The 13,179-nt window shown below is 41.7% G+C and carries 8 protein-coding genes; all 8 read right to left on the bottom strand.

What is annotated here, in order from left to right; all coding sequences use genetic code 11:
* Window positions 1–312: 312 nt before the first annotated feature.
* Entirely contained in the window at window positions 313–1,227 is a 915-nt protein-coding gene (locus tag BDI_RS15545) for an endonuclease/exonuclease/phosphatase family protein (RefSeq protein ID WP_005860191.1), read from the bottom strand.
* A 35-nt stretch (window positions 1,228–1,262) separates the two neighbouring features.
* Complete coding sequence (locus BDI_RS15540; protein WP_005860194.1) at window positions 1,263–2,105, bottom strand: endonuclease/exonuclease/phosphatase family protein; 843 nt, start codon at window positions 2,103–2,105, stop codon at window positions 1,263–1,265.
* Between the two features lie 13 nt (window positions 2,106–2,118).
* Window positions 2,119–3,948: a RagB/SusD family nutrient uptake outer membrane protein gene (locus BDI_RS15535; protein WP_005860196.1), complete on the bottom strand. Its 1,830-nt coding sequence runs from the start codon at window positions 3,946–3,948 to the stop codon at window positions 2,119–2,121.
* Between the two features lie 20 nt (window positions 3,949–3,968).
* A complete protein-coding gene (locus BDI_RS15530; RefSeq protein ID WP_005860198.1) occupies window positions 3,969–7,532 on the bottom strand; it encodes a SusC/RagA family TonB-linked outer membrane protein in 3,564 nt (1,187 codons plus the stop codon).
* Between the two features lie 224 nt (window positions 7,533–7,756).
* Window positions 7,757–8,761, bottom strand: coding sequence for a FecR family protein (locus BDI_RS15525; protein WP_011967150.1), 1,005 nt, complete (start codon window positions 8,759–8,761; stop codon window positions 7,757–7,759).
* Window positions 8,762–9,160: 399 nt separating this feature from the next.
* Window positions 9,161–9,727, bottom strand: coding sequence for an RNA polymerase sigma factor (locus tag BDI_RS15520; RefSeq protein WP_005860201.1), 567 nt, complete (start codon window positions 9,725–9,727; stop codon window positions 9,161–9,163).
* Between the two features lie 387 nt (window positions 9,728–10,114).
* Window positions 10,115–11,020, bottom strand: a complete 906-nt coding sequence (locus BDI_RS15515) for a transcriptional regulator (RefSeq protein WP_011967149.1) — start codon at window positions 11,018–11,020, stop codon at window positions 10,115–10,117.
* A 1,076-nt stretch (window positions 11,021–12,096) separates the two neighbouring features.
* A complete protein-coding gene (locus tag BDI_RS15505) occupies window positions 12,097–13,047 on the bottom strand; it encodes a Dyp-type peroxidase (protein ID WP_005860205.1) in 951 nt (316 codons plus the stop codon).
* Between the last annotated feature and the right edge of the window lie 132 nt (window positions 13,048–13,179).

Below are 13,179 nucleotides of genomic sequence, written 5' to 3'. Positions count from 1 at the left end.
TAGTAAAGAGATCTGAGATTTCAGGAAAAGGAGAACTGGATTATAAATATATGTGGTAGAATAATTTACAGTTTATCAACAAAACCATAGTCTTGCCGAGACTCAGTTGAAATAGATCTCAGAAGGATATTTTACAAGAAATTAATCCTGCCTTTCCACAAATCTCCTGTGACGCAAAAGTAGGAAAATTATTATTTGATTGATTATTTTATCATTCTTTTCATATAAGATCATCTTCCCTTTTACTCCCCAGCAAATAAAAAGGGAAATATCTCACGACACTTCCCTTTTACCATGAATCTTATGTTTGAATTATTTTACTTCTACTACAATCATCACAGGGAAATGATCAGATGGAACACGAGCTACATGTTTTTGCATGGAGACCTCCTTCGGAAAATTCGCATTTTGCTCATTCTTCGCATCTTTCGCTTCCGAACGATATGTATCCGTCAAGACACCATATTTTTTCACATCAAACTCTTTCGTAAGGAATAAATGATCGATACGACTGTCTGTTTTGCGATCCGCATGGAAGGCATTAAACGTGCCGTTGGGTACATACCGGAAATCCGCTATCTGATAAGAATCCCGCATAATACCGGAATTGTCCAGTAATAAGTAGGATTCATTATGTTGATCCACATTAAAATCACCTGTTAGAATCGCCGGTAGCTTCTCCGGAAATTCTTTCAACTTCTTAAGGATAAGTTTCGCGCTTTCCGCACGGGCCTGTACACCAATATGATCCATATGTAAGTTAAAGAACAAGAAAGTAAAGCCGGTTTGTTTATCCCGAAATTTACCCCATGTGCAAATACGGGGAAGAACGGCATCCCATCCCTTATTAGGGCGATCGGTTATCGTAGACAACCAAAAGTCCCCATGATCGAGCACCTCGAACTTTCCCGTACGATAAAATATGGCAGAATATTCACCAGCTTGCTTACCATCATCACGTCCTACCCCGATATAATCATAACCGGGCATCGCATTCTTTAGATCTTGCAACTGATGATATTTACCTTCTTGAGTCCCAAAGATATCAAAACCATGGAACTGCACCAATTGGGCAATGTAGGGATAACGTTGTCCCCAGCCATTCCCATTCGTCGAGTCTCCCGCATTCGCATTACGCAAATTATAGGTGGCTACTACCATTGACTCCGCTTGTAACGCAAATACGGAACAAAGGACAAATAAAAAAGAATAAATTAGCTTCTTCATACCTTTTATCATAAAATTAAATCCACATCAATAAATTAGAACTCTGCCTCTATCATTATCGGGAAATGATCCGAAGAGAAATGCCCATACTGGCACTCGTTCAAAGTCCCATATTTATTTACCTGAATACCTTTAGTGACGAAAATATAGTCAATCCGGTTTTTCATCGGGGCATTCAAATTGAATTGGTTTGTCGTTCCTACCGTCCCATAGGGTGGTGTTTTTGAGATTTCCCGTGAGTCCAACAGTAAACCATCGGATTTCAGTATTTGTATAGGCTCAGAATCCGGCGTACCATTGAAATCACCTACACAGATAGCAGGGGAATCCCCCGCTATCTTTTTAATATTAGCCAACATTATCAAAGCAGACTCATGACGTGCCACCTTACCGATATGGTCAAAATGAACGCTGAAGAAATAAAATTCCTTTCCCGAAACCTTATCCTTCAACTTCGCCCAAGAACAAACCCTCCGGCATTGCGCATCCCAGCCAAAAGAAGGCTTATCCTGTGTCTCCGACAGCCAGTAATTTCCCGAGTCCAATAATTTAAACCGATCTTTCTTAAATAAAACCGCGGCATGTTCCCCAGCCTCTTTTCCGTCATCCCGGCCTACGCCGACATACGTGTACGTATCATCTTTCACTAATTCCTTCACTTGGTGAATCAACCCTTCTTGAATCCCAAAGACATCAAAATCATGGAAATGAACCAAAGATACCGCCATGTCTTTGCGGTGTACCCATGAATCATCCTTATCCCCCTCATTATCATACCGCAGGTTAAAACTACCCACGTTCAGTTTACACTTCTGTTGTCCGGATATCCCTATGCAGAAAGTAAATAAAGAGATAAACACTATAATTAAGTTTCTCATGATACCCCCTTGATTACCAGCCCGGATTCTGGCTTAGATTCGTATTGAACTGAATTACTACCTCCGGTATCGGATATAAGTACTGACGAGCCGGCCAGCTACGTCCGGCGTAATTATACTCCATCAAATAACCTCCTTGAACCGGCTTCACGTTAAGCACATTACTCTTATTTGTACCCACATAGACACCAATCGCAGCATACTTCTCATCAGCGATCTTATCCGTATCATAGAAATAGGCATCATAATTACCATCGCCATTCACATCCAACGGTTGGTTAAGTGATGGGATAAAGATACCTTCCCAAGGATCGTTCACCCAAAGATCGCAACAATTCCAACGTTTCAAATCATTTAGGCGCAAACCTTCCAGACAAAGTTCAATACCACGTTCGCGACGGATCTCCAACAAGGAAGGATCAGAGATCGTCGGGTAATAAGAAGCGATATAAGGCTCTGCGGATGACGGACGGGTTGTCAATGTACCTGTCTGTGGTGTGCCTCCCGTAATTCCCGCACGAGAACGAAGCGCACCTATCGTAGCCGCCCAATCCGCATCAGTCAGTTCGCCTAATTCAGCCTTAGCCTCAGCATAGTTCAACAAAACCTCAGCATAGCGCATGATAGGAATGTCATTATCATTCGTAGCCGCATCATCGTAAGCCACGTCATCCATGGCAAACTTCGTAAACTGATATCCCGTCAATGTATGTCCCGTAAAATTAGCCGCGGTCGGCTCATAAACACCAGAAGCATTCTTACGGGTATAATCCGCTCCCCGGATCGTCTGGTTCAAGCGGGTATCACGTCCTGTTGTCTCCTCCACGAAATTCTTATAGCTTCCATCCGCTTTTTTCTCGACATAAGGCGTACCATCCGCATTCAAGTATGACAGCATAAATTTACGGCTCATGCATAAGTGTGGTCCGTAAGTAGAGGAATTATACCACCAATTCTGCTCACCCAGTCCTAACACCTTGTCAGTCTCGATAGCCATCATTACCTCCGTGGTAACGGCCTTATCGGCAATGAAAAGTTCGCGATACGCTCCACGGCCATCGCTATAAGCACCCGAAGTATAAAGTTTGTACGGTCCGTTATCCATAACTTCCTTAGCCGCCTCAGCCGCTAGTTTATATAAATCTTTGGCCGAATATTCCGTACATCCCGTACGAGCGATATCCAATTGGTCAGCGGCATGGTATTTACGCCAAGCAGCCTCAAACAAGCAAACACGAGATTTGAAAGCGGCAGCTGTCCATTTATTTACGATCGTTGAATTATGCGTGACATCCTCTTCCAATATATTCGTATACGCATAATCCAAATCCTCCAAGATATGCCCGATAATCACATCACGTGTATCACGCGGGTTATAAAGATCCGGGTCTTCAGCCTCGTTAAATACCTTATCAATCCAAGGTACCTCGCCATATTGTACCAATTTATCAAAATAGAAGCGAGCACGGAACAAGCGTGCGATACCATTATAATTGTCACGGATAGTCGTGCTTAGTGACTCATTCACGTTATTCTCCAAAAAGAAATTTATATTACGAAGAGCGGACCATGACCAACTCGTCGCGCTATTCGTAGTATAAGCGCCAACCTCCATACCACCCAAGGAATTTTTCACCCCATAATCTGCCGTAGCATCACGCCGGAAAGCGCTTCCTCGGGAAGGCAAGACATTGTAAAATGAGTACGTATACGTCTTCAAACCATTCTCGGAGCTAAACACCATATCCACAGAAGCCTCCGACTTTGGTTCCTCATTCATCTCGCACCCCGAAAATACAGCCAAAAGTGCCACCAGACCGCTTAATAGTATATTCTTTTTCATTTCGTATAATCTCCTATTCTTTAAAATGTAACATTCAGGCCGATGCTGAACGACTTCATCATCGGGTAATTATATCCATCACCACTATTGCTGGAGGTCAAGTCCTTATCCGATTCACCGATATTCGATACATTGACATCCTTGGAATACTTGTAAAGCGGAGACCATGTAAAGAGATTTTCCCCGGAAAGGTAAATTCCCACATTTGTCAAATGCAATTTTTTAATCCATTCCGACGGTAAATTATAGCCAACCTGTATGTTCTTCAAGCGTAGATAGGCCGCATTCATCAAATAGCGCGTGTTAGCGTTCTTATGACCTCCATAGAAAGGCGCATAGTAACCAGCGTAACGAGGCAAGAATGCATCCGGGTTCTCAGGAGTCCAATAGTTTCCCACATGCCAAGAAGGCATCTGGTTATACGGGCGATTGTATTGCCCCCAGAACGTAGAGGCTTCATTAGACGGATACCAATCCTGCTTACCCACTCCTTGGAAGAAAGCACTCACCCAGATATTGTTCCAATCGGCAGAAAGCGTAAAGCTATAAATATAACGAGGCTCCTCGTTACCGATGATCTTACGGTCGCCCGGATCATCTACCGTATTCTGTCCACGATCAATATAACCGTTGCCATTTAAGTCTTCAAACTTAATATCACCCGGATACAACTTATAGGTTTTCGATGTTTGCATGAGCGGATTATAATAGGATTGTCCCGCAGCTTTCGCGGCAGCCTCAGCCGCATCGATACTGGCTTGGTCCTGCCACAAACCATTGGATACAAATCCCCAAATCTCACCGATACGCATCCCCTCATAATAATTCTTGTCGAGTGATTGATTCGCATACTCGCTCAATGACTTATTCGCATTATTAAACCTATCGATCACTGAATAGTAATCTGCCAATGTACCCTTGATACTATAATTAAATCGCTTACCAGCTAAATCAAATCCATCTCTCCATTCCAAAGACAACTCATAGCCATAAGTAGACATATCCGCATAATTACCTTTCGGAGAAGAAGCACCGAACACATCCGGCACGGTCGGACCATTCACGATCATATCAGTTGTTTTACGGATATAATAATCTCCACTTACGGTCAAACGATTATCAAAGAATCCTAAATCCGCTCCTATATCATACGTCGTAGCGGTTTCCCACGTCAAGTTGCCGGGAAGAGCCGCCGGAGATGACATATAATTCTGCCGCAAACCGTCAAGAATATAATCAGACTTGCTGATACCCAATGTCTGGATATACTGATAATTACTCAATCCGGCCGCATTGCCCAAAGAGCCCCAAGAAAACCGGACCTTAGCGTTAGAGATATGTTCGGACTTAACATTCCACCAAGGTTCTTGCGAGATTCGCCAACCCACGGAAGCCGAGGGGAAGAAAGCCCAACGCTCATCACTCGGGAAGCGGGAGGAACCATCGTAACGTCCGTTTACCTCCAACAGATAACGATCATCAAAGGCATAATTCAAACGGAAGAAAGCGCCGCCAAACTGATAAGCCTTCCATTGTGAGGTAATACTCCGGTTATCAGTACCCATCACCAAATTCATGTTGTCCACGTCGTCCGTCAACAAGTCATCATTATAAGCATAGATGCGTTTGAAAGTAGATTTTTCGTAATTCCATCCAGCCATGGCCTTGAAATAATGTTTCTCGGCAAAAGTTTCCTCAAACTCTGCGAAAAGGTTCGTTGCTAGATAGTTCGTATGATCAGTTGTCTCTGCCAAATTGGAATAGGTACCCGTAATATGTTCGATCTGGCTTTCCCCATCTGCATCAACCGACCGTGCATACGGTGAACGTACTTGTTTCTTGGTCTTCTCTTGCGTCTTCTGTTGATACGTGAAATCACCATTCACACGCAAACGGTCACCCAAGAACTTAGCATTGAATGTCGTAGTATTCTTTAAGTTGGAGTTCTTTGTCGTAATACCGCTACGTCCATAAAGCAAATCGCCTACGGTATAGACGGCAGAATAAGTCATCGTACCATCAGGGTTGAACAGTGGCGATGACGGGTGTCCCTCGTCTGCGATATTTCTCCATACCACACCAGATCCTTCCGAATAGGTAATCGGATTGTAGTATTTATTATGGGAAAACTCAAAGTTATTGTTGATCTTCAACCAAGGAGTTAACTGATAACCTCCCTTGAAACGCATGTTATAGGTCTTGAACTTATCCGTTTGCTCATCGCTATCGAAAAGTCCATCGTAACTATAGAAACGTCCTGACAAATAATAATCAAACTTCCCGTCGGAACCCGAGATGGAAAGATTTTGATTCTGCGCGAAGACACTCTTCTTATACATCAGATCATAATAGTCGGTTCCTTCCGGATAATACACATAACGGCCTTTTGTACCGATAGAGCCATCAGAGATCACCGTCCCGAAATCGCCCGTCTCATGACGGCGCTTATACTCATCCAGCCAAGCCACGGAAAATTGCTGTGTCTTGTTGATACCGGAAGGATTCGCTTGATTGTAATTAAAATAAGCGTCATAAAAATGCTTTGCCCAAATATAACCATCGGAAACTACATCCGGCACATTCTGTGGTGATTGTAATGAATAGCTAGAAGACCATGTCACCTTCGGCTTACCTTCCGTAGCGTTCTTCGTCGTGATCAAAACCACGCCAAATGGAGCACGTGCGCCATAAATAGCGGAAGCGGCAGCATCCTTCAATACGGAAATACTCTCAATATCATTCGGATTTAACATAGAAGGGTCTCCTTCCACACCATCAATCAACACCAAAGCACTACCCCCATTGATAGAACCGGCGCCACGTACGTTAAAATCCGCCGTACGCCCCGGTTTACCATCAGACAAGGAAATATTCAAGTTCGGGACAACCCCTTCTAGCATCTGAGTAGCGTTAGCCGTAGGACGCCCCTCGAATACATCACTAGTCACTTGCTCTACCGCACCGGTCAAATTCACTTTTTTCTGGGAACCATAACCCACCACGACTACCTCATCCAGCTTCTGCGTGTCCTCATGAATAGATATAACCAAATTATCTTTATTGCCTACCGGAACATCTTGAGCCACATAACCAATATAAGAAACCTGAAGTATCGCATTCGGAGTTACCTCAATAGAGAAATGGCCATCTATATCCGTGATGGTACCATTGGTAGATCCTTTCACGACCACATTCGCCCCGATGATTGGTTCCCCTTTCGGGTCTGTAATCGTACCGGTAACTTTCTTATTACCTTGTTGCTGAACAGTTTTTACCGATGATAAAACGATCTGATGACCCGATTTCAATACATAAGCCACATTCGCTTGCTTTGCTATCGCATCCATTACAGCATTAATATCCGCATCTTCCACGTCAACAGAGATCGGAGAATTCAGACCTTTGATCCCATCATTATAGAAAAAACGATATTCAGTCGTTTCCTCTAATTCTTTAATAACCTCCCGCATCGGTCTATCCTTTACCGACAACGATATCTGGGCGGCAATCGCAACTCCGGAAAAGCCCGACAATAACTGGGCATACAAAAGTGTCCGGAAAAAAGAGTGCTTGAAATTACTCATTTTTAAAAGTTTTTTAATAATACATAGATTTTAAACAGGTAACTTTACAAGCAAATCATTTACATATTCTATCTTATTTATAACCGGCTAGTTATTTCCTTGAAGATATTATATACAAGTGATTTTGCTTAAGAGGAAGAAGGGCCTTGCCTTTCTTCTTTTTTTACTACAATCATCTAGCTCATCTCATAGGCTTCTTCTTTATTAGGTTAACACTCAACTTTCTATTTCTCATTTAAATAAATAGTATCACCTACCGACACATACGTAATCGGAGCCGTAAGGCTTATTATTTCAAATACATTATCCAGACTATTATTCCGGATCACCCCCGAGAAACTGTAGCCTTTAATCTTATTGGACAAAAAACGAACTTCAACATTATACATTCGATTCAACAATACCGCGATCTCCTCCAACGACTCGCCAGAGAAGGCCAGTTCATTCGTACGCCAAAGACGGGCATAAGAAGCATTTGTCGGGTGATTAACAGATAATATATGACTAGACTTATTAAAAACCGCACTCTCATCCGGAGACAGAATCACAAACTCTTTTCCAACCACTGTTCGTACACTGCCTTCAAACAAGGTCGTAACCACCTCGTCATCTTCCTCATACGCCTTCACATTAAAAGCTGTGCCTAGCGCCTCGACTTCCATATCCCCCGCATTTACCAAGAAACGGCGCAATGTATCTTTCGAAACTTCAAAATAAGCCTCACCAGATAAAGAAACTGATCTTTCTTTCACGCCATAATCACTCTTATAATTAAGTTTAGTATGCGAATTTAACCATACTTTCGTCCCATCAGGCAGAACCACGCTAGCACGTTGCCCATTATCTGCTGACACCACATAATCCAATGGATCGGATAATGGAACCTGTCTCATATAATACCAATGTGAACCAATTCCAAGGCTTATACATACGAATGCCACCGCCGCATAAGAAAGCCACTTCCATAAGGTATGCGGTTTCTTCTTTATCTCCAAAGTTTTCTTCTCTTGTCTTATCCGCTTTTTAATCTCACAGAACATCTGTCCTTGTAGCTTAGGAGGAAGCTTTTTCCCGGAAGATTCTTCCCATCTAGACATATAAAAAGCCATGATCTCTTCCTTATGATCGGAATCGCTAAACCACGCCAAAAGAGTTCGCTCTTCTTCCGGTGAAGTCTTACCACTCATAAAGCGATCCAATAATTCGATATGTGTATACGTTTTTCTCATCGTGTAATAAGTATATCCCGAAGAAGAGCTTTACCCTTACACAAAAAAATCGAGAGATCCATGATTTAACACAAATTAATATCATACTTATTTTCCGCCTTCATAAGTAAACGGTCGATGTTCCTTTCCGCATGTACGGTTACGAAAAGGATTTTCAATAGAGTAAATGTTTTTCACTACCAAACCGACATAACCTTTGACTGATCAAAACAATACAGATGATAATCATCATCCCAGCCCAAGGCTATTAGTTCTTTATCATCGTTTGTCACGCAAATATTGAATAGTCTTATATCCGTAATCAATCGACAAATACATTTTCCACTCCAATCATATACATACGTATATCCGATAAAACTATCTACCCCTACAAACCACAAGATATTTAATGCTTATTAACTATAAAAAGAGTGTTATAAGGCAAAGAAAGCCATCAGAAGAAAGTCGATCTCGCAAAAAACGCAAAGCCCTACTCAACTGTGTCTCCACAGTCTTTTCAGAGATAGAGAGGCGTTCCGCTATTTCTTTATAGGATAAATGCTCATGACGGCTCAAACGAAATATCTCCCGACGGGACAACGGCAATTCTTCTATCAAGCTATTAATATATTCCCGTAAAGACTCCGCATCAATTCGCTCTTCCATAAGCGAATCAACATCTGATAGCTGTCGTTGTAGGCTTTCCGTCAGTTTCTCGGAGAGTAGCCGATTCTCTGTCTCTTTATAAACTAAGTTACGGGCGATGGTGAATAGATAGGCGTCAAAGTTTTGCTCCACATCTATCGTCTCATGCTTCTCCCAAATCTTAAGAAAAACGTTTTGGGTCAAGTCCTCTGCCATAGATTTTTCATATAGTAATGAGTAAATAAAATGATATACATGCTCATTATATTTCCAGAATAGAGTCTCAAAAGCCTTTTCATCTCCATTCTTCAGATCTATAAGCAAATGTCCATCCACTTTCATATTACATATATATTACATATCCACGCCATACAAATCTTATCTCCTTTCTGCATATTTGCAGTTTTCATATACATGAGTTCTGATGAAACTATGTCGGTTAGTGTAGATGATATGAATGATAAGATAAAGATAATCAGCGGATAACTAAATAGTAAAATTACCGATGGCAGTGGAGAACTAAAGAAAAAACGAACTAGATGGTTGTTATTTAGATATTTATATTATAAACAAGACATGGTCTCATCAGAACCAAGTACAAGGTTACTAATAAATATCCAAATATAAACAAGCATCATTACATATCGCAAATATACAAAAAAATGTAAATACAGTATGAGTATCCTTGAAATCTAGTTAAATTCTACTTGAGGACAAAGAATGTCCTCACTAATTATCCGCTTCGCAAATGATATATTGATAAAGGTCGGAATGTCCGGTTTTATCGATTATCTTATGCTTTTCGAGTTGGAATTTCAGTTGGGCCAAACCAAGAGCGCCAAAGCCGGGAAGGTCTAATAAAGAGTCGAGTCCGTTTTTGAGGGCGTAACGTAGAATATCTTCTATGGTTTCTATTTTCAAGGTTGTAAGGCATTTACGGATATAGGGCGCTAAGGTGAGACGGGTAATGGGTTGGCATATCCGTTTCGCGGCATTTAAGGGAACGGGGGTAAGTGATCGGGGAGATTCGATACATAGACCGTTTTGGAGCGCCTTTTTATATAATCTTCTCAATTCGTATTCCATGTTCCTGTTCTCTATCCACAGACGTTCTATCTCAAGGTCTTGGTTCGTGATTGTTTTCTTGTATTCGGTCAGGAAGCCCATGTTTTCTTGCAAGCGGAGCGATATGACCTTATATCGGCGACAGATTCCGTCGTAGGATATACCACAACGTTTGGCTACGTCTTCTATCTTGGCTCCGGAAGTTATTTCCATAAAGATAAGTCGGTCTTTCTTGTCGTGTATGAATGTTGATAGTTCGGCGATAATGAGTTTAAGTAGGGGAGAGATGTTTTTAAGGGATCGCAGGCAGAAAAGGTAATCATCGAATTGGGAGATGATCTCGTTTATCTCTTCTTCCTTGTCTTGGATGATAAGTTGCAGGTATAGCTTTTGTATTCCCATACGCTCGATATGGGAAATAAATTCACGTAAATTGGTCAGATCGACTAGGCGAACACCTTGCTTCACGACGTAAGATGTTATTTTTTTAGATATCGCCCATTGCTGGATTTCTTCAGATGGAAAGCCGGTGATACGAGCGGCTTCTTCAATAGTAATAAACTCAGGCATAACTATTTGATTAAAGTAAAACTTATACTATTTATCTTTAAAAAGGGCGTTATTTGGCGTTATATTGAAGAGCTGGCCTTTCATTATAAAATAAAGAAAGGGCGATTGGCTGAACATTACGTTGACAAAGGTTCCGCTAAAAACCCACATTAGAGTAAAGTCAGCCGCACGCCCCCCTTTATCTATATACAATAATCTTATCCATACTTTAACAGCATAGATAACACGTATATTCGGTAAAGGGTTGCGGGGCCTTCTTTGCGCTTCTCTAAAGTTGAAAAATTTAGCGGATTCTGTCAACTCGCACAAATATCGCACGCAACACAAGGCTTCTAACTTAAAAGCCTTTTATTGTCGCAAATATACGTATTTAAAAATATTTTAGTCTATAATAATCCATACGTTTTCTATTTTATCATTGTTTTACTACCAACAAAGAAAGAATAAGTAGATAAAAACCTATGCTTTTACCTTTTGCTTTTCTGCCTTAATTACTAGCTAGGCAAATATATGATATATTCTTTAATTATAATTGATTATTAAGGAAAAAATCAAGATGGCAATCCATCAAACAGTACGAAGACTACTACCCTAAAGTTTATGGAATGACCTTACAAAACACTTTTATAGTGCAAAAAAGATTAGGTACATTGCCAAATGGCTTTTTTAGGTAGAAAGTTACCAGTTAACTAACATTTCAAAGTAAGTTAGCTTCAACGACAAAGTAAGCTAACTTAAATGACCAAGTAAGTTAACTTCATAAATCCGGGGTGAAATCCGCAAACGACATACAACACGCATCTACACTCCCAACACTATATAACCGCTATGGATATTTGAAGTATTGATAATAGGCGGTTTACTTCTGTTATCCATAACTCCAACCTTATCAGTCAACAAGCCTTTCATTAAAAGATAAGCACATCATAATGGCACGACTGTGCCATCCTAGTGGCACACCATTGCCATAAGGAAGGCACAGCTATGCCACGCCAATGGCACTGCCGTGCCACGATATGGGAAATGATTGGCACTGCGGAAGTCTGTTAACTAGACAGTTAAGGATGGATAAATAATTATTCCCCTAACTTATCAAGCAACTCATACGACGGAACGAAGAAAAGAGTTCCCGTTATCGGCGTGCTGAAGTCCAGCAGACGATCCGTATTGCCTACGGGATCACCGACGAACATATTCTCCAGCATTCGTCGGGTGGTGCTGAACGTGCTGGCATAGGCGATAAAATAGGTACCGTATTCACCTTTGGAGGTATGGGCGAATGGCATGTTAGCACGGACTATTTTCAGATCGTCTCCGATGTTCGTCACGGCGTTATGGGCGTTCTTCGGTTTTTCCTCATCTGATAGCTCGACATCGTTGAATTTACGGCGACCGATGACTTTCTCTTGCTCTTCCACTGGAAGCGCATTCCATGCCACCATATCATGAATGTATTTTTGCACAAACACATAACTTCCGCCCATAAACTCGGGGTCCTCATCGCCTATTACCGCGAAACGATAGGGGTCTTCATCCACGGCAGGGTTCTCCGTACCGTCCACGAAACCGATAATCGCCTTACCGTCTCTATACCGAAAACCGTGGGTCTCATCGATCGATTCCACGACACCTCGCAGTTTCTGGTCTATAATGGAGGCGAACTCAAAGCACAGTCCCATCTGCTTACAGCGGATGTGGAACAGTAAATCCCCGGGGGTAGAAACAGCCGTAAGCTTAACTCCTTTGATCTCTTCAAACGGTTGCAATTCTTTGGGGTTCCCTTGCTCCGGGAAGAAGCGTTTCCAAGCATCCGCCCCGAATCCTATCGTACAACTGAATTGCATATCAGGATAGCGATTGCGCATACTACGTATCAAAGCGGAGAAATTAGCGCACACGTCCTTCACCTTATCAATCGTGTCGGGGAGATCTTTTAGAGCATAGACAATGAAAACCGCATTCTCACCCGGTTTTTGGGTAACATCTTGCGGATAGTTAGCGTTCAATGGATTTTGTAGAGAGTTCATAGCACATCTTTAATTATATTGTTATTATATGGATATAACTCTATAGATGCTCTCTTGTTCAAGGAAATGTAACGAAAAATGTCCTAGCGGTTATTTTTCAATATCTAGTTGTAGAGACGGGGCGTACCCCGT

Origin of the sequence: Parabacteroides distasonis ATCC 8503, from assembly GCF_000012845.1 — a bacterium.
Classification (GTDB): Bacteria; Bacteroidota; Bacteroidia; order Bacteroidales; family Tannerellaceae; genus Parabacteroides; species Parabacteroides distasonis.
This window is presented reverse-complemented; position numbering and strand designations above follow the sequence as displayed.